This is a genomic window from Kocuria rhizophila (assembly GCF_003667225.1).
In the GTDB taxonomy this organism is placed as follows: domain Bacteria; phylum Actinomycetota; class Actinomycetes; order Actinomycetales; family Micrococcaceae; genus Kocuria; species Kocuria rhizophila.
This window is the reverse complement of the sequence record NZ_RCOM01000014.1, coordinates 19,373-40,007: the sequence shown is the minus strand read 5'-3', so window position 1 is coordinate 40,007 and position 20,635 is coordinate 19,373. Positions and strand designations below refer to the sequence as shown.

20 protein-coding genes are annotated in these 20,635 nt (G+C 71.1%); 2 read left to right on the top strand and 18 right to left on the bottom strand.

The window, feature by feature from the left end; genetic code table 11:
• Position 1 precedes the first annotated feature (1 nt).
• From priA to D9R02_RS04005, 6 genes are all read right to left on the bottom strand, one after another.
• Positions 2-751 (bottom strand): bifunctional 1-(5-phosphoribosyl)-5-((5-phosphoribosylamino)methylideneamino)imidazole-4-carboxamide isomerase/phosphoribosylanthranilate isomerase PriA, encoded by a 750-nt coding sequence (gene priA / locus D9R02_RS04025; protein WP_047978726.1) that lies wholly within the window; start codon positions 749-751, stop codon positions 2-4.
• A 204-nt stretch (positions 752-955) separates the two neighbouring features.
• Entirely contained in the window at positions 956-1,117 is a 162-nt protein-coding gene (locus D9R02_RS12065; protein ID WP_164481643.1) for a CG2302 family histidine operon protein, read from the bottom strand.
• Positions 1,114-1,815, bottom strand: a complete 702-nt coding sequence (gene hisH / locus D9R02_RS04020) for an imidazole glycerol phosphate synthase subunit HisH (protein WP_121566379.1) — start codon at positions 1,813-1,815, stop codon at positions 1,114-1,116. The genes D9R02_RS12065 and hisH overlap by 4 nt, the downstream gene beginning before the upstream one ends.
• 11 nt (positions 1,816-1,826) lie before the next feature.
• Positions 1,827-2,444 carry an imidazoleglycerol-phosphate dehydratase HisB gene (gene hisB, locus D9R02_RS04015; RefSeq protein ID WP_019310916.1) on the bottom strand — a complete coding sequence of 206 codons (618 nt, stop codon included), beginning with the start codon at positions 2,442-2,444 and terminating at the stop codon, positions 1,827-1,829.
• Between the two features lie 178 nt (positions 2,445-2,622).
• Positions 2,623-3,726, bottom strand: coding sequence for a histidinol-phosphate transaminase (locus D9R02_RS04010; RefSeq protein WP_047979474.1), 1,104 nt, complete (start codon positions 3,724-3,726; stop codon positions 2,623-2,625).
• Positions 3,727-4,031: 305 nt separating this feature from the next.
• Positions 4,032-4,469, bottom strand: a complete 438-nt coding sequence (locus tag D9R02_RS04005) for a LysM peptidoglycan-binding domain-containing protein (RefSeq protein ID WP_053069500.1) — start codon at positions 4,467-4,469, stop codon at positions 4,032-4,034.
• 279 nt (positions 4,470-4,748) lie between these two features.
• Here D9R02_RS04005 and lexA point away from each other — a divergent pair, with 279 nt between their 5' ends.
• Positions 4,749-5,507, top strand: a complete 759-nt coding sequence (gene lexA / locus D9R02_RS04000; RefSeq protein WP_121566376.1) for a transcriptional repressor LexA — start codon at positions 4,749-4,751, stop codon at positions 5,505-5,507.
• Between the two features lie 21 nt (positions 5,508-5,528).
• Here lexA and D9R02_RS03995 read toward each other — a convergent pair whose 3' ends face one another.
• Both D9R02_RS03995 and hflX read right to left on the bottom strand, forming a co-directional pair.
• A complete protein-coding gene (locus D9R02_RS03995) occupies positions 5,529-7,586 on the bottom strand; it encodes an ATP-dependent DNA helicase (RefSeq protein WP_121566375.1) in 2,058 nt (685 codons plus the stop codon).
• Positions 7,583-9,244 (bottom strand): GTPase HflX, encoded by a 1,662-nt coding sequence (gene hflX, locus D9R02_RS03990; RefSeq protein WP_047978662.1) that lies wholly within the window; start codon positions 9,242-9,244, stop codon positions 7,583-7,585. Before hflX ends, D9R02_RS03995 begins: the two co-directional genes overlap by 4 nt.
• An 85-nt stretch (positions 9,245-9,329) precedes the next feature.
• Between hflX and D9R02_RS03985 the strand changes: the two genes are divergently transcribed.
• Complete coding sequence (locus tag D9R02_RS03985; protein ID WP_181950990.1) at positions 9,330-9,947, top strand: class I SAM-dependent methyltransferase; 618 nt, start codon at positions 9,330-9,332, stop codon at positions 9,945-9,947.
• Positions 9,948-10,038: 91 nt separating this feature from the next.
• Here D9R02_RS03985 and dapF read toward each other — a convergent pair whose 3' ends face one another.
• The 10 genes from dapF to D9R02_RS03935 form a co-directional block, all read right to left on the bottom strand.
• On the bottom strand, positions 10,039-10,983 hold the full coding sequence (dapF, locus tag D9R02_RS03980; protein ID WP_121566374.1) for a diaminopimelate epimerase: 945 nt from the start codon (positions 10,981-10,983) through the stop codon (positions 10,039-10,041).
• A gap of 10 nt (positions 10,984-10,993) precedes the next feature.
• Entirely contained in the window at positions 10,994-11,920 is a 927-nt protein-coding gene (gene miaA, locus D9R02_RS03975) for a tRNA (adenosine(37)-N6)-dimethylallyltransferase MiaA (protein WP_121566373.1), read from the bottom strand.
• A 5-nt stretch (positions 11,921-11,925) separates the two neighbouring features.
• Positions 11,926-13,449: a tRNA (N6-isopentenyl adenosine(37)-C2)-methylthiotransferase MiaB gene (gene miaB, locus D9R02_RS03970; RefSeq protein WP_121566372.1), complete on the bottom strand. Its 1,524-nt coding sequence runs from the start codon at positions 13,447-13,449 to the stop codon at positions 11,926-11,928.
• A 93-nt stretch (positions 13,450-13,542) separates the two neighbouring features.
• Entirely contained in the window at positions 13,543-14,226 is a 684-nt protein-coding gene (locus tag D9R02_RS03965; protein ID WP_259463902.1) for a regulatory protein RecX, read from the bottom strand.
• Between the two features lie 13 nt (positions 14,227-14,239).
• A complete protein-coding gene (gene recA / locus D9R02_RS03960) occupies positions 14,240-15,391 on the bottom strand; it encodes a recombinase RecA (RefSeq protein WP_019310905.1) in 1,152 nt (383 codons plus the stop codon).
• 154 nt (positions 15,392-15,545) lie between these two features.
• Complete coding sequence (locus D9R02_RS03955; protein WP_121566371.1) at positions 15,546-15,767, bottom strand: DUF3046 domain-containing protein; 222 nt, start codon at positions 15,765-15,767, stop codon at positions 15,546-15,548.
• A 177-nt stretch (positions 15,768-15,944) separates the two neighbouring features.
• Positions 15,945-16,370: a helix-turn-helix domain-containing protein gene (locus D9R02_RS03950; protein ID WP_121566370.1), complete on the bottom strand. Its 426-nt coding sequence runs from the start codon at positions 16,368-16,370 to the stop codon at positions 15,945-15,947.
• 148 nt (positions 16,371-16,518) lie between these two features.
• The gene (locus D9R02_RS03945) at positions 16,519-17,058 is read right to left on the bottom strand and encodes a CinA family protein (RefSeq protein WP_121566369.1); all 540 of its coding nucleotides are present in this window, start codon (positions 17,056-17,058) and stop codon (positions 16,519-16,521) included.
• Positions 17,055-17,687, bottom strand: coding sequence for a CDP-diacylglycerol--glycerol-3-phosphate 3-phosphatidyltransferase (gene pgsA, locus D9R02_RS03940; protein ID WP_121566368.1), 633 nt, complete (start codon positions 17,685-17,687; stop codon positions 17,055-17,057). The genes D9R02_RS03945 and pgsA overlap by 4 nt, the downstream gene beginning before the upstream one ends.
• Entirely contained in the window at positions 17,684-20,587 is a 2,904-nt protein-coding gene (locus D9R02_RS03935) for an FtsK/SpoIIIE family DNA translocase (RefSeq protein ID WP_121566367.1), read from the bottom strand. Before D9R02_RS03935 ends, pgsA begins: the two co-directional genes overlap by 4 nt.
• Positions 20,588-20,635: the final 48 nt, after the last annotated feature.

Here is a 20,635-nt window from a genome sequence, read left to right as displayed (position 1 = left end):
GTCAGGCACCGGGGCGCCCCGCGACGTCGAGGGCCTGCGCGAGCGTGAACTTGCCCGCGTAGAGCGCCTTGCCCACGATGGCTCCCTCCACGCCGGCGGGGACCAGCTCGCGCAGCGCGGCGATGTCCTCCAGGGAGGAGATGCCCCCCGATGCCACCACGGGCTTGTCGGTGCGGCGGGCGACCTCCGCCAGCAGCTCGGTGTTGGGTCCGCGCAGCGTGCCGTCCTTGGTGACGTCCGTGACCACGTAGCGCGCGCAGCCGTCCGCCTCGAGCCGGTCCAGGACCTCCCAGAGGTCCCCGCCGTCCCGGGTCCAGCCGCGTGCCGCGAGCGTGGTGCCACGTACGTCGAGGCCCACGGCGATGACGTCACCGTGCTCCGCGATCACGCGGTGCGTCCACTCCGGGTTCTCGAGCGCCGCCGTGCCCAGGTTGATGCGCACGGGACGCAGGGACAGGACGCGCTCGAGCGACTCGTCGTCCCGGATGCCCCCGGACATCTCGATCTTCAGGTCGAGGTTCTCCGCCACACGGCGCAGCACCTCGATGTTGTCGCCGCGGCCGAACGCCGCGTCCAGGTCCACGAGGTGCAGCCACTCGGCCCCGGCGTCCTGCCAGGCGCGGGCGGCCTCCAGCGGGTCTCCGTAGCCGGTCTCGGAACCGGCCTCGCCCTGGACGAGGCGCACGGCTTGCCCGCCCTGCACGTCCACGGCAGGCAGCAGCTCGAGCCGACGGTCGGTGTTCTCTGTCATGGGTCTCCTCACGTGGGCGCCGGGCGGCGCACCGTCGAATGGTGTCCGCGCCGTGGGGCGCGGGGTGGCCGGTTCGGGAGCTTGCCCCGATCTTTCCGCCGGCCCGGGTCTCGGATGCGGCACCCCAGGCGGCAACGGGGTCAGGTCCGGGGCGGCGCCGCGCACCGCGTCACGGGCGGTGCGCGGATCCTGTCACGGGCGCGCTCACAGACTTGTGAACCACGAGTACGCGCCGTAGCCGATCAGCGCGGCGGCGACCAGGGCGAGCAGCACGATCGACCACACGGGTTTGCGCTGCTGCGCGAACGAGATGGCGCCACCGACGAAGAAGGCGCCGGCGACGAGGACGAGAACCGATGCGGTCATGAGACGTGCTCCGTTGCGGGGTCGGAAAGACGGTCGTCCAGCCGGCCCGTGCGGGGCAGCGTGGCCAACCAGTTGCGCAGCAGGGCGATCCCCGCGTGCGAGGACTTCTCGGGGTGGAACTGCGTGGCGCTCAGCGGTCCGTTCTCCACCGCGGCCACGAACGGCGTGCCGTGCTCGGACCAGGTCACGGCGGGAGGGGGCATGACCTCGATGCTCTGGTCGAACGCCCAGTCCTGCACACCGTACGAGTGGACGAAGTAGAACCGCTCGTTCTCGAGACCTGTGAAGAGCACCGAGTCCTCGGGCGGGCGCACGGTGTTCCAGCCCATGTGGGGCACCACGGGCGCGGCCAGTCGCTCCACGGTTCCGGGCCACTGCGCGAGGCCCGCAGTCTCGCGGCCGTGCTCCACGCCGCGGTCGAACATCACCTGCAGGCCCACGCAGATCCCCAGCACGGGCCGGCCGCCGCTCACGCGCCGGTCGATGAGGCGGGGGGCGTCCACCGACCGCAGCCCCTCCATCACCGCTTCGAACGCCCCGACGCCGGGCACCACGAGCCCGTCCGCGTCCAGGACGTCCTGCGGGACCGCGCTGAGGCGCACGCGGGCGCCCGCGGCCTCCAGCGCGCGGACCGCCGAGCGCACGTTTCCCGCGCCGTAGTCCAGCACCACGACGCTCGGCGCGTCATGCGCGTCCATCACCTCGGCGCTCACAGGGCACCCTTGGTGGACGGGATGGTGCCGGCCATCCGCGGATCCAGCTCCACGGCCTCGCGCAGTGCACGGGCCAGCGCCTTGAACTGTGCCTCCACGATGTGGTGGGGATCCCTCCCGCGCACCACGTCCATGTGCAGGCACAGCTGCGCGTGGTGGGCCAGGGACTCCAGCACGTGACGGGTCATGGACCCCGTGAAGTGGCCACCGATCAGGTGGTACTGCTGTCCCTCGGGCTCTCCGGTGTGCACCACGTAGGGGCGGCCGGAGACGTCCACCACCGCCGAGGCGAGGGCCTCGTCCAGGGGAACAGTGGCCTGCCCGAACCTGCGGATCCCGCGCTTGTCCCCGAGCGCCTCCCGCAATGCCTCGCCCAGCACGATGGCCGTGTCCTCGACCGTGTGGTGGACGTCGATGTGGGTGTCCCCGTGCGCCGTGACGTCCAGGTCGATGAGCGAGTGCCTCGACAGGGCGGTGAGCATGTGGTCGTAGAACGGCACGCTCGTGTCGATGCGGGAAGTGCCCGTGCCGTCCAGGTCCAGGCTCACCCGCACCGTGGACTCGCTCGTGACGCGTTCCACCGTGGCGGTGCGCTGCTTCTCGGTCGCACTCATGTCTGGCACTGACTCCTCGTGGTTCGATCCGCCCGCGCGCGGCCGGTCCGGCAACGGCGGGACGCGTGGTGCGCGCGGGTCGTACCAGTCTAGGCGGGACCGCGGCGCGTTCGAGCCCTGGCCGACGCGCCGCCCGCAGCCAACCCCCGACCACAGGCGACCGTGGGTCCGTCGTGACTCAGCGCGCGGACAGGTACCCCGCCACGGCGTCCAGGAACGCGGACGTCTCGGTCTCCGTGCCGGCGGTGACCCGCAGGTGCCCGGGAATCCCCACGTCCCGCACGAGCACCCCGTCGTCCAGGAGGGCCTGCCACATCGCGTGCGCGTCTCCGCCGCAGTCGAAGAACACGAAGTTCGAGTCCGACGCCGACGGCGCGAGCCCCAGACGGGTGAGTTCCCGCACGATCCGGTCACGCTGGGTCTTGATGTCCTCCACGGTGGCCAGCAGCGCACCGTGGTGCTCGAGTGCCGCCAGCGCGGTGGCCTGGGTGACGGAGGACAGGTGGTAGGGCAACCGGACGAGCCGCATCGCATCCGCGATCTCCGGCGCCGCCGCGAAGTAGCCGAGTCGGGCTCCAGCCAGGGCGAAGGCCTTGCTCATGGTCCGGGACACGATGAGCCGGGGGCGGTCCTCGAGCAGGGTCAGCGCGGACGGTGTTCCCTCGCGGGCGAACTCGGCGTAGGCCTCGTCCACCACCACGACCGTGCGGTGCGCCTCTCCGGCGCGGTACACGGCATCGACCACGTCGAGCTCGAGAGCGGTCCCCGTGGGATTGTTGGGCGAGCACAGGAACACCACGCTGGGCGCGTGCTCGGCCACCTGCCGGGCCGCGGCGTCCGCCGTGAGGGAGAAGTCGGCGTCCCGCTCCCCCGCGATGAACCGTGTGCCCGTTCCCAGTGCGAGCAACGGATACATGGAGTACGTGGGCACGAAGCTGAGGAGGGAACGCCCCGGTCCCCCGAAGGCCTGGAGGATCTGCTGCAGCACCTCGTTGGAGCCGTTGCCCGCCCAGATGTTCCGCTCGTCGAGGCCGTGCCCCAGGTAGGAGGCCAAGGCCTTCCGCAGGGCGGTGAAGTCCCGGTCCGGGTACCTGTTCAGCGCCCCGGCCACGAGGTGCACACGATCCGTGATCGCGTCCACGACGGCGTCGGGAACGGGGTGGGTGTTCTCGTTGGTGTTCAGCGCGACCTCCACCTGCAGCTGCGGAGCCCCGTACGGGGACATCCCCTGCAGGTCGTCACGCAGCGGGAGGGAGGCCAGAGGGTCTGCGGCGGAATTCACCGGTTCATCCTATCGAGCGCGGGTCCAACCGACAGGCCGGGGGTCGATCGAGCCGAGCGCCGCCGGGGAAGAACGGGGAAGGACGGCGCTGCTGATCCCCGAGGCAGTCGGCGCACACAGACTGCAAGGCCGCCGCCCTCGTGCTCCACGCACTGCTGAGACCACAGGGGCTCGTTGAGTCGACGGGGCCCTCAAGATCACTGGCTCCCTCGAGACCACGGGGTCCCTCAAGATCACGGGATCCCTTGAGACCACGGGGCAGGCTGGGCACTCCGGGCCCGTGGAGACCAAAGGGTCAGCAGAGCCTACCGGGCCGGAACTTCGAGGACCTGACCGGCCGAGAGCTGGGACGAGCTGAGGCCGTTGAGCTCCGCGATGTCGTCCATGACCTCCCGCGGGTCGCGGTCGGGGTCGGCGGCCACCGCGATCTCCCACAGACTCTGCCGGGCCTGCACCGTGACGCTCTGGGTCACGGGCTCACCCACGGGGTCCGTGGAGGCGTTGACGGTGGGCGGCAGCAGGAACACCGCGGCCACCACGAGCAGCGCTGCGGCTCCGGTGACCACGGGCAGTCCGATCAGCAGCAGTCTGCCGCGGCGGGTCAAGCGCATGATCCCCGGTCCGAGATCGTGCCCTCCCCCGCCGGCGGCGTCCAGCTGACGGGCGACACCGGCTCGGATGCTGGACCGGCCGCGTACTCCGGTGGCCCGGCGAACGGGCCTCGGCATGATGAGAGCGGTCATGGCAACCTCCTGGTGTTCCGGTCGATGCCGCCCACCGGGCGGCGGTGTTCGAACCGCGGTAGCGGGTAGAACACATCTTCGAATGTCTGGTGACAGTTCTAGCACGGATGTACGAACGGTGTCGAGGTCCGTTTCGAACACATATTTGAATGCGCAGGTCACCCGGGTTAAGCTGGCCCCATACATGTGACAGTCGACCCCACGTCTCCGACACGCATAAGCGGTCCGCGGCCCGGCCCCCGGGCACGCCCTGTGCGGCACGGCGAAAGGACCCCGCTCGTGAGCACCACTTCCCCCGCTCAGCAGACACCTGGCTGGCCCGTTCGAACACTCTCGGACCGTCAGGCGAGGATCCTGGGTGCCGTGCAGCGCTCGATCGCCACGCGGGGGTACCCGCCGTCCATGAGGGAGATCGGGGACATCGTGGGGCTCGCATCTCTGTCGAGCGTCACGCACCAGCTCGGTCAGCTGGAGAAGTGGGGGTACCTCCGCCGTGACCCCCGACGCCCCCGGGCCATGGAGGTGCTGCGCCCGCTCAGCCAGCAGGAGCTGGACCACCACCTGGGCGAGGAGGCGCCCCAGGCGGGTGAAGCCGCCGGCGGTGCCACGGTCTCGTCCCTCACGCCCACCCTGGGCTCGGTGCCCGTCGCGGACGAGGACGACGCCATGGTGCCCGTGCCCCTGGTGGGCCGCATTGCCGCGGGCGGCCCCATCACCGCCGAGCAGTCCGTCGAGGAGGTCTACTCGCTGCCGCGGCAGTTCGTGGGCCACGGCCAGCTGTTCATGCTCAAGGTCGCCGGGGACTCGATGATCGACGCCGCCATCTGCGACGGCGACTGGGTGGTCGTGCGCCAGCAGAACTCCGCGGAGAACGGGGACGTCGTGGCCGCCCTGCTGGACGACGAGGCCACGGTGAAGACCTTCCGGCAGCGCGACGGCCACACCTGGCTCCTGCCGCAGAACACCCGCTACGAACCCATCCTGGGCGACCACGCCACCGTGATGGGCAAGGTCGTCTCCGTCCTGCGCTCCCTGTAGCCGCGGCGCGGGGCCCTCACCTCACTGCCGGCCCAGCCGCTGCAGCGCCCCCAGCACGGTGGACTTGTCCGTGGTGGGCCACAGCGGGGGCAGCGACCGGGCGAGGAAGGACCCGTAGCGGGCCGTCGCAAGGCGGGAGTCCAGAACCGCCACCACACCCTTGTCCCCGCTCGCACGGATCAGCCGTCCCGCGCCCTGGGCAAGCCGAACAGCCGCGTGCGAGGCGGACACCGTCATGAAGCCGTTGCCCCCGGCGCGCTCGGCGGCACGGGTGCGGGCGGTGCCCAGCGGATCGTCGGGGCGGGGGAACGGGATCCTGTCGATCACCACCAGCCGGCAGGACTGCCCCGGGACGTCCACCCCCTGCCACAGGCTCATGGTGCCGAACAGACTGGCCGCGGGATCGTCCGTGAACTCCTTGACGAGTGAGGGCAACGAGGCGTCCCCCTGGCACAGGATGGGCAGCTCGGTCCGCTCCCGCAACGCCTCTGCGGCGTCCTCCGCCGCGCGCCGTGAGGAGAACAGCCCGAGCGCTCCGCCTCCGGACGCCTCCAGCAGCTCGAGCAGCTCGCCCAGCTGCTCCTCCGAGACGCCCCTCCCGGGCTTGGAAAGGTGCTTGGCCACGTAGAGGATCCCCTGGCGGCGGTAGTCGAAGGGGCTTCCCACGTCCACGCCCCGCCAGGGCGGCGCCCCCGGGCCCTGCAGGCCGAGGGACCCGGCGACCGACGAGAAGGACGACCCCACGGCCAGTGTCGCGGAGGTGAGCACCACCGTGCGGCCGTCGAAGAGACCCTCGCGCAGGGGCCCCGCCACGCTCAGGGGCGCAATGTTGAGCGTGGCAGGCTCTCCCGCCGAGGTGCCCACGTACCCCTCCGTGGGGCTCCACCGACCCACACGCGAAACCCACAGGACGTCGTGCGCGGTGTCTGCCCCGAGCATGCGCTCGGAGGTGTCCAGAAGCTCCGAGAGCCGCGAGCGTGCGGCGTGCCGTCCGGCGTCCTCTCCCTTGGACTCCCCCTTGGTGTCGCTGAGCCCTGTACGGGCGGCGTCCTGGATCCCCCGTACCGCGTAGACCTGCTCCTCGGTGAATCCCCGGGGCAGCAGGCCCGCGTCCTCGTCGTCGAACGCCTTGTCGAAGGCCTGCGCGGCTCGTTCCAGCGCGTCGCTGGAGGCCGCCGTGTGCTTGCGGACGGCGGTGCTCGCCGCGCGCACGGCCGCCGCTGATAACGACGCCGTGACCGCGCCGGTGACCCGGTCGCGCAGCTCGTGCGCCTCGTCCACGATGACGACGTCGTGCTCCGGGAGCACCGCGAGGCCCTCGAAGGCGTTGATCGCGAGGAGAGCGTGGTTGGTGATGACGATGTCCGCCCCACCCGCCTGAGCGCGGGCACGTTCCGCGAAGCACTCCTCCACGAGCGGGCACTTGCGCCCCAGGCACTCCTTGGCCGTCACGGAGACCTGGCGCCACGCGGCGTCCGAGACCCCCGGCTGGATGTCGTCCCGGTCCCCGCTCTCGGTGGTCTCGACCCACTCGCGCAGGCGGAGAACCTGCTGCGCCAGCCCTCCGAGAGGGCGGCCCGTTCCCACGCCGCCGGAGCCTCCGACCGGAGCGCTGAACAGAGCGGCGTCGTGGTCCTCGGGGTACCCGCCCTCCACCTTGTGCAGGCACGCGTAGTTGGAGCGGCCCTTGAGCAGCGCCACGTCCGGGCGCTCGTCGAGCTCGTCCTCCAGTGCGTCGAGCAGACGCGGCACGTCACGGCCGGTGATCTGCGACTGCAGGGCCAGGGTGGCCGTGGCCACGACCACCGGCTTGTCCGAGGTCCTCGCGTGGACCAGCGCGGGAACCAGGTAGGCGAGCGACTTGCCCGTGCCCGTGCCCGCCTGCACCAGCAGGTGGCGGCGGGTCTGCAGGGCCTCGGCCACCTTGGCCGCCATGAAGCGCTGACCGTCCCGCCGCTGCCCCCCGAGGGCGGTGACGGCGGCGTCGAGCAGCTCGAGGGCGTCCGCGCCCCCGGGGAGGGACTCCGGGCGGATCTCCGAGACGTCCTTGCCGGTCTCGTCGATGAACGGTGCGCTCATGCGCCCTGCGAGTCCTGCGCCTGCTCCCGCCCCTGGGCCTCGGCCCCGGCAGGGGTGTGGGGGGCACTGAGGTAGCGCTCGAGGTCGTCCACCAGGTCTTCGCGCACCCGCACGTGCAGACGTGTGCCCTCGGGGGTGTGCTCGGTGCTGAGGATCTCCGCGTCCTGGGCGTGGAGCCGTGACACCACTTCCCCGTGGGTGTACGGGACCAGGAGGTCCAGCTCGTGGTCGGGCCGTGGGATGGCACCGGAGATCAGCCGCTGCAGCTCCTCGATGCCCGCTCCCGTACGCGCCGAGACCGCCACGGAGGGGCTCTCGTGGTTGCGCAGCCGGGCGAGCACCACGGGATCCGCGATGTCCGCCTTGTTCAGGGCCACGATCTCGGGGATGTCGTTGGCCCCCACGTCCGTGAGAACGTCCCGCACGGCCTTGAGCTGACCCTCCGGATCCGGGTGGGAGGCGTCGACCACGTGGACGATGACGTCCGCGTCCGCGACCTCCTCGAGCGTGGAGCGGAACGCCTCGACGAGCTGCGTGGGAAGGGACCGCACGAAGCCCACGGTGTCCGCCAGGGTGTAGCCGATCCCGTCCGGGGTCTGCGCCTTGCGCACCGTGGGGTCCAGGGTGGCGAACAGGGCGTTCTCCACGAGCACACCGGCGTCCGTGAGCCGGTTCAGCAGGGAGGACTTCCCGGCGTTGGTGTAGCCCGCGATCGCCACGGAGGGCACCGAGTTGCGCTTGCGGTTCAGCCGCTTGGTCTCCCGGGCGGGCTTCATGGCCGCGATCTCCCGGCGCAGCTTGGCCATCCGCTGGCGAATGCGACGGCGGTCCAGCTCGATCTTGGTCTCACCGGGCCCGCGGCTGCCGATGCCCTCGCCCGACGCCGCCCGGCCGCCGGCCTGGCGGGACAGGGACTCGCCCCAGCCGCGCAGTCGCGGGAGCATGTACTCCAGCTGGGCGAGCTCCACCTGGGCCTTGCCCTCCTTGGACTTCGCGTGCTGCGCGAAGATGTCCAGGATCAGGCCGGTGCGGTCGATGACCTTGACCTTGACCACGTCCTCGAGCGCGCGCCGCTGGGAGGGGGCGAGCTCGGCGTCCACGATGACCGTGTCCGCACCGGTGGCGGCCACCACGTCCTTGAGCTCGAGGGCCTTGCCGGAGCCCAGGTACGTGCCCGGATCCGGGTTCACGCGCCGCTGCAGCATGCCGTCCATGACCTCGGAGCCCGCGGTCTCGGCGAGCGCGGCGAGTTCCCGCAGGGAGTTCTCCGCGTCCGCGAGTGTGCCGCTGGAGTACAGACCGGCGAGCACCACTCGCTCCAGGCGCAGCTGCCGGTACTCGACCTCGGTGACGTCCTCGAGCTCGGTGGACAGTCCGGCCACGCGCCGCAGCGCGTGGCGCTCGGCGAGGTCCTGCTGGTCCCCGTCGGAGGGGACGTAGGTGTCCTCCTCGTCCACGAGCTCCCGGGCCCGTCCGAGACGCTCGTGGCCCGCGCGGGGCGCGGCGGCGTCGTCGTCCTGAGTGGCGGTGGGCTCGTTGCGGGACCGGGCGCGCGCCAGGACGCGCGAGACCACGTCCTCGAGTTCCGAGGCGGACAGTTCGCCGGAACGCTCGGAGGGTTCCGAGGCGTGGTTCCGGGGCGAAAGAGAGTCAGTCATGGTTCCTTGATCTGTGCTGGTGACGGGTTGGCCCAGTCTAGCGCCGGGCGGTGACACGACTCCGTGGGCACTACCATGTGGAGCCATGGCCGCCGAACACCCCGTCCCCCACTACTTCGTCTCCGATCCGTCGCTACCGGAGAAGCGGCGCAGTATCGGCGTGGAGCTACGAGGTCGGCACGTGGACGTGGTGACCGCCGCCGGCGTGTTCTCCCCCGGGGACCTGGACAAGGGGACAGCGGCGCTGCTGCGCACCGTGCCGGATCCGCAGGGCACAGACCTGCTGGACATCGGCTGCGGGTGGGGTCCGATCACGATCGCACTGGCGCAGGCGGCGCCCGAGGCGCGCGTCACGGCCGTGGACGTCAACCAGCGCAGCCTCCAGCTCACCGCTGAGAACGCCCGGTCCCTGGGCCTGACCGGCGTGGAGACCGCTCTGCCGCAGGACGTTCCGGAAGGTCGCACGTTCGACACCATCTGGTCCAACCCCCCGATCCGGGTGGGCAAGGACGCCCTGCACGAGATCCTGACCACGTGGCTGCCCCGCCTCAACCCCGGCGGCACGGCGTGGCTGGTGGTCCAGAAGAACCTGGGCGGGGACTCGCTGCAGCGCTGGCTCGCGCAGACCCTGACCGCGGACTTCCGCGTGGAGCGTGCGGCCACGGACAAGGGCTTCCGCATCATCGCCGTCCACCGGGACTGAGGGCCTCCACGGCCCCGCCTCGCACGACGCCCACACCGCACGACGCCGCCCGCCCGCCTCCGCGCGACCGGCGCGTGACGTCCCGGACCCGCTACACGAGCTCCGCAGTGGCGACCACACGGACCGGCCCCGCGAGCACCACGTGCTCGGTGCCGTCCGGGGCGGCCACGAACGTGACCGAGAGAACCCCGCCGGGAACCTGCACGAACCACCGGTCCGGGGACTCGGGCCCGCCCCAGAAACGGGCGGCGGCCGCAGCCGCGCACACTCCGGTGCCGCAGGAGAGCGTCTCCCCCACGCCGCGCTCGTGCACGCGCATCTCGAGCCGCCCCACCTCGGTGTCGTCGTGGTCGAGCGGGACCACGAACTCCACGTTGGTGCCGTTCGAGGGCACAGGATCCACCGCGGGCGCGGCGTGCAGGTCCAGGGCGTCGAGCTTCTCCCCCTCGGACAGGACGACCACCGTGTGCGGGTTGCCCATGTCGATGGACACGCCCGGTCGCGGGACGGTGAGACCGTGGGCGGTGACCACGCAGTCCGAACCCCGCTCGCGGGCCTCCTCGCCGTGGCTGAAGCTCCAGGGCCCCATGTCCACGGCGTACCCGGCGGAGGTGCGCGCCACCGTTCGGGCCCCAGCGCGGGTCCCGATCCGCACCCGCGCGCCGGGGGGCAGGCTCAGCAGCCCCTCACGGACCAGGTGGTCCACGAAGACCCGCACGCCGTTGCCGCACATCTGGGCGAGTGAGCCGTCCGCGTTGCGGTAGTCCATGAACCACTCGGCATCCGGATGCCGCTCCAGCAGCCGTCGCCCCTCCTCCAGGTGCCGGGAGCGCACGGCACGGATCAGTCCGTCCCCGCCGAGCCCTGTGTGCCGGTCGCACACGCTCGCCACGGTCTCCGCGGAGATGTCCAGGGTCCCGTCGCGGTCCGTGCAGACCACGAAGTCGTTGCCCGTGCCGTGCGCCTTGCTCACCCGCACGCCCGCCAGTTCACCGCTGCCCACTGCTGGTCCCGTCCCCTCGTTGGTTGCACTCATGCGCGTCATCCTACTGAGCACGGACGACCTGCAGGGCTCGAGCCGCGAGGTCCGTGACGCTGCGCCCTGCGCAGCACTCGATCCAGTGCACGCGCGGATCGGCGCGGAACCACGTGCGCTGCCGTTTGGTGAACCTGCGGGTGGCCGCCACGGTGTCCTCGCGGGCCTGCGCCAGGGTCATGGTGCCGTCCAGCACGGCGAGCAGCTGCGGGTACCCGAGCGCCCTGCCGGCCGTGGGACTCTCTCGTAGACCGCGTGCGGCGAGAACCCTGACCTCGTCCAGCCAGCCCCGCTCCAGCATGAGGTCCACACGGCGCGCCAGCCTGTCGTTGAGTTCGTCCCGGTCCATGGCCAGCCCGATCTGGACCGTGGGGCGCACGTACCGGCGCTGCGGCATGAAGGACGTGAAGGGCCGCCCCGTGAGGTCGTGGACCTCGAGGGCCCGCACCAGACGCCGGTCGTCCTTGACGCGCGCCGCGGACTCCGGGTCCACGGCGGCCAGTTCCCGCAGCAGCACCGCGCGGCCGTCACGCCGCAGCTGCTCCTCCCGCCGTGCCCTGATCCCGGGGTCCGTTCCGGGGAACTCGATGGCGTCCAGCGCGGCCCGCACGTACAGCCCTGAGCCGCCCACGAGGACGGGCACGCGACCCCGTTCCCGGATCTCGTCCGCACAGCGCCGGGCATCCCGCTGGAATGCCGCCACGGACGCCTCCTCGTGGATGTCGAGAACGTCGAGCAGGTGGTGGGGCACGCCGTCCCGCTCCTCGAGCGGCAGCTTGGCCGTGCCGATGTCCATGCCCCGGTAGAGCTGCAGGGCGTCCGCGTTGATCACCTCGCCGCCCAGCTCGTGGGCCAGGGCGATGCCGAGATCGGACTTGCCCGTGCCCGTGGGGCCCACCACGGCCACGAGGGGCGTGGGTGCGCCGCGGTCGGTCATCCCCGTCAGGGCTTCCGCAGGACGGGCATCCCCAGTCCCACGGTCCCGGCAGATCCTGCGGCCCCACCGGACGACGGCGCCCCGCAGCTCTCGGCCTGCGCCGCCTCCCACGCGTCCCCGCCACGCGACGGCCGGACGTGGTACTCGGAGGCGTCCGCGGGGTCCGCGAGCAGGTGGTAGGCCGCGGCCCCCGTGACCGGCACGGTGACGAAGTCCCCGGGACGCGGCACGGGTGAGCCCTCCGGCACGCTGAAGTGCACCAGGCGCTGGTCGCGGCTGCGCCCCGAGAGCCGGTGCGTGGCACCGGACTTGCGCCCGGACTGCGCGCTCACGAGCAGCTCCGCACGCGTCCCCACGAGCTGGCGGTTGAGCCGGGCGCTGATGGAGTCCTGCAGAGCCGTGAGGCGCTCGAACCGCTCCTGCACGACGGCCGCGGGCACCTGGTCCGCCATCTCCCCCGCGGGGGTTCCCGGGCGGATCGAGTACTGGAACGTGAACGCGGAGGAGAACTCCGAGGCCTCCACCACGTCCAGCGTGTCCTGGAAGTCCTGCTCCGTCTCCCCGGGGAAGCCCACGATGATGTCCGTGGTGATGGCCGCCTGCGGGATGCGCTCCCGCACCCGTTCCAGGATCCCCAGGAACTTCTTGGACCGGTAGGAGCGGCGCATGTCCTTCAGGATCCGGTCCGAGCCCGACTGCAGCGGCATGTGCAGCTGCGGCATCACGTTCGGGGTCTCGGCCATGGCGTCGATCACGTCGTCCGTGAAGGCCGCGGGGTGGGGGCTCGTGAACCGGACCCGTTCCAGTCCCTGGATGTCGCCGCACGCGCGCAGCAGCTTGGCGAACGCGCCGCGGTCACCGAACTCCACACCGTAGGAGTTCACGTTCTGCCCGAGCAGCGTGACTTCCACCGCTCCGGAGTCCACGAGGGCCTGGACCTCCGCGAGAATGTCCCCCGGACGCCGGTCCTTCTCCTTGCCACGCAGCTGCGGGACGATGCAGAACGTGCACGTGTTGTTGCACCCCACCGAGATGGACAGCCATCCCGCGTACGCCTGTTCGCGTTTGGTGGGCAGCGCGGAGGGGAAGGTCTCGAGGGCCTCCAGGATCTCCACCTGAGCCTGCTCGTTGTGCCGGGCGCGTTCCAGCAGCACCGGCAGCGAGCCGATGTTGTGGGTGCCGAAGACCACGTCCACCCACGGAGCCTTCTCCACGATGGTGGCCCGGTCCTTCTGCGCGAGGCACCCGCCCACGGCGATCTGCATCCGGTCGTTGCGGCGCTTGACCGGAGCGAGCTGGCCCAGCTGTCCGTAGAGCTTGTTGTCCGCGTTCTCGCGCACCGCGCAGGTGTTGAACACCACCAGGTCAGGCTCGCGCCCCACGGCCGGGATGTACCCCGCGTTCTCGAGCAGGCCTGTGATGCGCTCGGAGTCGTGGGCGTTCATCTGGCAGCCGAGGGTCCGCACCTCGTAGGCGGGCGGAGCGTCCGACGGGACCGGTGCGGAGGGGTCTACGGCGGTGTGGGGCATCTGAGTCACCCCATCATCTTAGGGACGGGGTCAAATCTTCCGGGGCCGTGCCTGCCCGTTCACCGGGCAGCACCCGGAGAACGGAACGACCCCTCACGGGGTGTCCCAGACCTCGGCGCCCGCGCCGTCCTCCGAGACCGGATCGGACAGGGATCCGAGCCCTGCGAGCTCCTCCTTGACCACGGCGAACGCCATGCCGGACGGGTACCCCTTGCGGCCCAGCATGCTCACCAGTCGGCGGGTGAGCTTGTCCCGTTCCTTGCGGTCCGTGAGGTCCGCCGACGCCGGAAGCTTCCTGCGGACGAGCTCGTGCGCGTCACGCACCTCGTCCTCCTCGTGGCGTTGCTCAAGGGCCTGCTCCGCCAGTTCCCCCGTGATGCCGCGCTGGGAGAGCTCACGCCGCAGGGCCGCCCGCGAGAGTTTGCGGGTCTCGGCGCGGGAGCGGACGAACATGGCGGCGTACTCACGGTCGTCCACCAGACCGACCTGCTCGAAGCGGTCGAGCACCTCCTGGGCAACATGCTCCGGCACATCCCGTTCCGCGAGCTTGTCCTCGAGCTGGCGGCGTGATTTGGCCGAGGCCGTGAGCTGCCGCAGCACAATGCCACGAGCCGTCTCGAGCTGCTCCGCGCTTGCGGTCTCCGCCGTGTCCACCACCTGAGCATCTGCTTCTGCGACCGCGAACGGCGACGCCGCATCCCCCGGGCTCGCCGGACCACGGCGCGAGACCGTGGACCGGCGAGCCCGGGAGTCGTGCTGCGAGGACTGGTTCACCACCGGATCACCTCACTCAGAAGGCGGGCAGCTCGGTGTCGCTCTGCTGCGGGGCGAAGGGTGCATCCGGATCCAGCTCCCCGGTTTCCGTGTCCAGCCCCTCCGGGTCCTGCGAGGCCTCGTCCGGGTCCTCGGAGATGCCCAGCTTCACCAGGATCTTCCGTTCGATCTCCTGCGCCAGCTCGGGGTTGTCCTTGAGGAAGCGGCGGGAGTTCTCCTTGCCCTGGCCCAGCTGGTCACCCTCGTAGGTGAACCAGGCGCCGGACTTCTTGACGATCCCGTGTTCGACCCCCATGTCGATCAGGCCGCCCTCGATGGAGATGCCCTGGCCGTAGAGGATGTCGAACTCGGCCTGCTTGAAGGGCGGAGCCATCTTGTTCTTCACGATCTTGGCGCGGGTGCGGTTGCCCACGGGGTTGGCGCCGTCCTTGAGCGTCTCGATACGCCGGACGTCCACGCGCACGGAGGCGTAGAACTTCAGCGCCTTGCCACCCGTGGTGGTCTCCGGGGAGCCGAAGAACACGCCGATCTTCTCGCGCAGCTGGTTGATGAAGATGGCCGTGGTGTTCGTGTGGGACAGCCGGCCCGTGATCTTCCGCAGCGCCTGGGACATCAGGCGGGCCTGCAGACCCACGTGGCTGTCGCCCATCTCGCCCTCGATCTCGGCCTTGGGCACCAGCGCGGCCACGGAGTCGATGACGATGATGTCGATGGACCCGGAGCCCACGAGCATGTCCATGATCTCCAGGGCCTGCTCACCGGTGTCCGGCTGGGACACGAGGAGGTTGTCGGTGTCCACACCGAGCTTCTCCGCGTAGGCCGGGTCCAGCGCGTGCTCCGCGTCGATGAAGGCCGCAATGCCGCCCGCTTTCTGGACACTGGCCACGGCGTGCAGTGCCACGGTGGTCTTGCCGGAGGACTCCGGGCCGTAGATCTCGACCACGCGGCCGCGGGGGAAGCCGCCGATGCCCAGGGCGACGTCCAGCGCGATGGAGCCCGTGGGGATGGTCTCGATCTTGGTGGCCGGGCGGTCGCCCAGGCGCATGACCGAGCCCTTGCCGTAGTTCTTGTCGATCTGCGAGAGGACGGTGTCGAGCGCCTTCTGCCGATCGGAGCCGGCCGTCTGAGACGGCGTGGGAGCGGATGCACCCTTGGACTTGGCTGCCATGATTCACCTCGGGTCTCAGGGGCCTGGTCCAGGCCCTGTCGATGTCTTCGCGGTCCACGCTAACGAGGGTGTCCGACACCCATAAGGAACCGGGCCGCCTGTGGAGCCCGCGTGACGCCCTTCGAATATACCTTCGAATCATGCTCGGTGCACGTCAGCTCCTGGGCGGCTGGTCCGGGCCCCACCACCGGGACTCGGGGACGTCCTGCGCGCGGCACACCGCGAACCACACGGACTTGGGGTCCACCCCGGCCGCAAGGGCCTCCGTGGCGGTGCGCTCCCCCACCTCACTCAGCACCAGGTCGTCCGCGAGAACCCGGCAGTAGCTGGCCCCGAACTCGTGGGACATCAGCTCCCAGAACGTGCTGACTCGCATGGCGTGAACTCCTCGGGTGGTGGTGCAGAGGCACGGGTGCTGACCGGTCGAATCCGGTGGGCCCAGCGAACCGGACGTCGCCGCACGGCGGACACGGCAGCGGACCCGCCCCCTGGGCGGGTCCGCTGCTGCTCCGGGCTCACGCGGTGGTGTGCCCAACGGGTCGGTGGGAGTGGATCAGTGGGCGCCGGCCGCCGTGCCTCCGCGCAGCTGACGCACCTCGCGGGTGAACTCGTCGGTCAGCTCGGACGGAACGGTGTCGGGGATGTAGTTGCCCTCGGCGTAGGCCAGCCGGTCCGCCACCTCGCGCAGCATCTGGGACATGGGAATGTCCAGTGCCGTGCAGATCGAGGCGAGCAGCTCGGAAGATGCCTCCTTCTGGCCGCGCTCCACCTCGCTCAGGTACCCCAGGGAGACACGGGCGAGGTGCGAGACCTCGCGGAGGGTGCGGCCCTGACGCTGCCGGACGCTGCGCAGCACCTCCCCGATCTCCTGGCGCAGGACGCCCACCTTGGCCTCGTGGGAGTCCGTGTTGACGTCATCTGCCACACCCACGTCCTTCCAACGGACGACACCATTGACAGACACGGGTTGCTTGGTCATGTGAATTGCCTACTCCTCGTGTGAACGAACGGGCTCTGCACATCCATCGGATGCGACGGGTTCGAGGTCTTGCGCCCTGACGGCTCAAGCTCTGTCACGCATAACGTGCTTGCATGTTCAATTGTTCCCTGCCGCCGGACGAAATGCACTAGGCATTGCCTGGGAGTGAGATTTGAGTCGCCAGTATGTCGATCGCGTGACGGACCGTGGCCGCGCGGATGGCGGCCCGGTCCCCCGGCAGGTCCAGGCGCTCGGCCCGGTCCACACCGGGCCCGCTGATCCCCACGAACACCGTCCCCACGGCGTGGCCGTCGTGCGGCTCCGGACCGGCCACCCCCGTGGTGGACAGCGCCCAGTCCACGCCCAGGCACGCGCGGGCGCCCCGGGCCATGGCGACCGCCACGTCCGGGTCCACGGCGCCGCGATCCTCCAGCAGCTCGTGGGGCACTCCCAGCACCCGTTCCTTGACCTCGTGCGAGTAGCTCACCACCGCGCCCTCGAAGCACGCCGACGCCCCGGCCACCGTGACGATCTCCGAGGCCACCGCCCCGCCGGTGAGGGACTCCGCGGTCCCCACGCTCACGCCGCGCTCCGTGGCGCGGTGCACCAGCTCGGCCGCACCGCACGCGGGGTGCGGTGCCCCGGAACCGGCCGCGGCGGCGTCGTGCCCCCGGCCCGACGCCGTCACGCGGTCTCCCCGCGCACCGCCCGGTTGCGCAGCTGCACGGCCTTGACCACGTAGTCGACGCCGGTGACCAGGGTGGCGGCGAGGGCGAGCGCGGTGAGGAACCACGCGAACCACAGCCACCACTCGCCCAGAACCGGCGAGAGCGGCAGCAGCAGCGCGATGAGGGCCGCGGTCTGCAGCACCGTCTTGGTCTTGCCGCCCTTGGAGGCCGCCATCACGCCGTAGCGGATGACCACGAAGCGCATGACCGTGATGCCCCACTCGCGCACGAGGATCAGAATGGTCACCCACCACCACAGCTCGCCCAGCAACGAGAGCACCACGAAGGCCGAACCCGTGAGCAGCTTGTCCGCGATCGGGTCCGCGATCTTGCCGAAGCTCGTGATGAGGTTGCGGGCCCGGGCGAGGTCCCCGTCCAGCTTGTCCGTGTACATGGCCAGCCCGAACGTGATCACCGCCGCCCAGCGCATGCCCGTGGAGTCCTGCCCGTGGGGCCCTCCGGCCCACAGGAACCAGATGAAGAACGGCACCATCACGATGCGCAGCGCCGTCAGCGCGTTGGGCAGGTTCCAGTTGGAGCTGTTGGGTGCCGGCTCCCCGTGCGGTGCGGCGGCCTGGTGTGCGGTCATCGTCCTGTCAGCTCCCATGCGTCCTCGGTGGTGGATCCGTCGTGGTAGTCGTGGGCCACGTCGGCGAGCGACGCCTCCACGGGGTCCTCGCCGTAGTCCACGGAACCGCCCACGGGCTGCGGATCGGGCGAGGGCGGCTCCTCCCCGCGGATCAGCGCGAGGGTCGCGGCGAGGTCGTCGGGCTTGACCAGCACGTCCCGGGCCTTGGAGCCCTCTGACGGGCTCACCACGCCCCGGGACTCGAGCAGGTCCATGAGCCGCCCGGCCTTGGCGAAGCCCACGCGCAGCTTGCGCTGCAGCATGGACGTGGAGCCGAACTGGGTGGTGATGACCAGCTCGGCGGCCTGCAGCAGGACGTCGAGGTCATCCCCGATGTCCTCGTCGATGGTTTTCTGCGGGGCCTCCTGGACGACGTCGTCCCGGTAGTCCACGGTCATCTGCGCCTTGACGTGCTCCACGACCTTGTGGATCTCGGACTCCGAGACCCAGGCTCCCTGCACGCGCATGGGCTTGGAGGCGCCCATCGGCAGGAACAGGGCGTCACCCTGGCCGATCAGCTTCTCCGCGCCGGCCTGGTCCAGGACCACGCGCGAATCCGTCACGGAGGACGTGGCGAACGCCATGCGGGAGGGCACGTTGGCCTTGATCAGACCGGTGACCACGTCCACGGAGGGCCGCTGGGTGGCCAGCACCAGGTGGATGCCGGCCGCACGCGCGAGCTGGGTGATGCGCACGATCGCGTCCTCCACGTCCCGCGGAGCCACCATCATGAGGTCCGCGAGCTCGTCCACGATCACCAGCAGGTACGGGTAGGGCCGGATGGTCCGCTTGGACCCGGGCTCCGGCTGCACCTTGCCGTTGCGCACGGCCTTGTTGAAGTCGTCGATGTGCTTGTACCCGAAGTGCGAGAGGTCGTCGTAGCGCGCGTCCATCTCCCGCACCACCCACTGCAGGGCCTCGGCGGCCTTCTTGGGGTTGGTGATGATGGGCGTGATCAGGTGGGGCACGCCCTCGTACGCGGTGAGCTCCACGCGCTTGGGGTCCACCATCACCAGGCGGACCTCGTCCGGGGTGGATCGCATGAGGATGGACACGATCATCGAGTTCACGAACGAGGACTTGCCCGCACCCGTGGCACCTGCCACGAGCATGTGCGGCATCTTGGCGAGGTTCGCGAGCACGAATCCGCCCTCGACGTCCTTGCCCACGCCCATGACCATGGGGTGTTCGGACGCGCGGGCCTTCTGGGAGCGCAGCACGTCGCCCAGTGCCACGGTCTCGCGGTCCGTGTTGGGGATCTCGATGCCGATCGCGGACTTGCCGGGGATCGGCGACAGGATGCGCACGTCCGCGGAGGCCACCGCGTAGGCGATGTTCTTGGACAGCGCCGTGACACGCTCCACCTTGGTGCCCGAGCCGAGCTCGATCTCGTAGCGCGTGACCGTGGGCCCGCGGGAGAAGCCGGTGACCTCGGCGTCCACCTTGAACTGCTGCAGCACGCTGGTGAGCGCGCTGACCACCTGGTCGTTCGCCTCGGAGCGCTCCTTGGCGGGCGGGCCCTGCACGAGGTCCGCGACGGGCGGGAGGCTGTAGGCGACGTCGCCCGCGAGCTTGAGCTGCTCGGACCGGGCGGGGATGGGCGTGCTGGGCGTGTGGGTGCGCGCGGCGTCGGCCTCGGCCGTGACGTCGAGCGCGGGGGCGTCCGAGGCCGCCGCGGTGTCCGCGGCGGGCGTGATCCCCTGCTCTTCGCGCAGCTTCTGGGCCTCCCGCTGGGAACGCGTGGGGCGCTTCTCGCCGGGGCGCGGCCCGGGCTCGGGGCTCGGCACGACCTCGGTGGCCTGGGAGTCCGCGGCGCTGGAGCCCGACGCCGCCGTGCCTGCGCGGGTGCCGGAGGAGCCGGCGCGGCGGGCGGCCGGCTCTGCGGTGTGGGATCCCACGTCGAACACGCTCGTGGCCGCGGCACCGCGCGCCTCCCGGCGGTTGGCCTCGTCCACCACGGCGCGTTCGAAGGCCTCGTCCCCGTCGTAGCGGTCGAGGTCCTGACGCTGCCGGCGCTTCTCCGCCCGGGACGCACGCTTGGAACCGCGTGCGGGCGCGGGATCCAGGTACGAGCGGTCGTGCTCGGGCGCCGAGAGGTCCGTGGTGCGGGGTTCGGTCTGACCGGTCAGACGGCGGTAGAGCTCGCGCAGGCGCGGGCCAATCTCCCCCACGGGTGTGGCGGTCATCACCAGCAGTGCCAGGACGGCCAGCAGGACGAAGACGGCGAGTGCTCCCCACGGGGTGATGAGTGAGGACAGCGGATCTGCGGCGAGGAAGCCCACGAAGCCGCCGGCGCGCCACACGGCCTCGAAGCCGTCCCCGAGGTCCGGGGAGCCCCCCGCAAGGTGGGCGGTGCCGGAGCCTGCGACGGTGAGGGCCAGCAGGCCGATCGCCACGCGGTTGTTGGCCTGCGTGGGCTCCGGGTGGCGGAACACCCGGATGGCGAAGCAGAAGCAGAAGATGGGGAGCACCAGGGCCATGAAGCCGAACGTGCCGCCGACCACGGAGTGCACCCACGAGGCCGGAACCGCGATCGGGGCGAAGTCCACGCCGCGCAGGTTCCACCACTCCACCGCGGCGATCAGCACGGCGAGCACGAGCCACACGAGCGCTCCGCCGTCGCGGCGCTGCTCGGGGGCGATGTCCGTGCGCAGCGTGCCCACGCGACGCACCGCAGCGCCCACCACGTGTCCGGCCCCGGACCACGCCCCCACCACGGCGCGCAGCGCGGTGGCGCCGGCAGAGGGCCCCGCGGGCGTGGTGCGTGCCGGGGTCTTCTTGCCGTTCCTGGGGGACCGCGCGGGGGACTTGGACCGGCTGGTGGTCTTCGACGAGCGCGCGGGGGTAGTTCGTGACGCCATTGCTCCAGGGTACCCGGACGCACGACGGCCCGTCCGGTCGGGTGACCG

Coding starts and splice junctions, on each gene's coding strand:
- priA (WP_047978726.1), bottom strand. CDS start 751: ATGACAGAGAACACCGACCGTCGGCTCGAGCTGCTGCCTGCCGTGGAC.
- hisB (WP_019310916.1), bottom strand. CDS start 2,444: ATGAGTGCGACCGAGAAGCAGCGCACCGCCACGGTGGAACGCGTCACG.
- recA (WP_019310905.1), bottom strand. CDS start 15,391: ATGGCAGCCAAGTCCAAGGGTGCATCCGCTCCCACGCCGTCTCAGACG.
- miaB (WP_121566372.1), bottom strand. CDS start 13,449: ATGCCCCACACCGCCGTAGACCCCTCCGCACCGGTCCCGTCGGACGCT.
- D9R02_RS12065 (WP_164481643.1), bottom strand. CDS start 1,117: ATGACCGCATCGGTTCTCGTCCTCGTCGCCGGCGCCTTCTTCGTCGGT.
- hisH (WP_121566379.1), bottom strand. CDS start 1,815: ATGGACGCGCATGACGCGCCGAGCGTCGTGGTGCTGGACTACGGCGCG.
- miaA (WP_121566373.1), bottom strand. CDS start 11,920: ATGACCGACCGCGGCGCACCCACGCCCCTCGTGGCCGTGGTGGGCCCC.
- dapF (WP_121566374.1), bottom strand. CDS start 10,983: ATGAGTGCAACCAACGAGGGGACGGGACCAGCAGTGGGCAGCGGTGAA.
- D9R02_RS03950 (WP_121566370.1), bottom strand. CDS start 16,370: ATGACCAAGCAACCCGTGTCTGTCAATGGTGTCGTCCGTTGGAAGGAC.
- D9R02_RS04005 (WP_053069500.1), bottom strand. CDS start 4,469: ATGACCGCTCTCATCATGCCGAGGCCCGTTCGCCGGGCCACCGGAGTA.
- pgsA (WP_121566368.1), bottom strand. CDS start 17,687: ATGACCGCACACCAGGCCGCCGCACCGCACGGGGAGCCGGCACCCAAC.
- D9R02_RS03985 (WP_181950990.1), top strand. CDS start 9,330: ATGGCCGCCGAACACCCCGTCCCCCACTACTTCGTCTCCGATCCGTCG.
- hflX (WP_047978662.1), bottom strand. CDS start 9,244: ATGACTGACTCTCTTTCGCCCCGGAACCACGCCTCGGAACCCTCCGAG.
- D9R02_RS03955 (WP_121566371.1), bottom strand. CDS start 15,767: ATGCGAGTCAGCACGTTCTGGGAGCTGATGTCCCACGAGTTCGGGGCC.
- D9R02_RS03935 (WP_121566367.1), bottom strand. CDS start 20,587: ATGGCGTCACGAACTACCCCCGCGCGCTCGTCGAAGACCACCAGCCGG.
- D9R02_RS03995 (WP_121566375.1), bottom strand. CDS start 7,586: ATGAGCGCACCGTTCATCGACGAGACCGGCAAGGACGTCTCGGAGATC.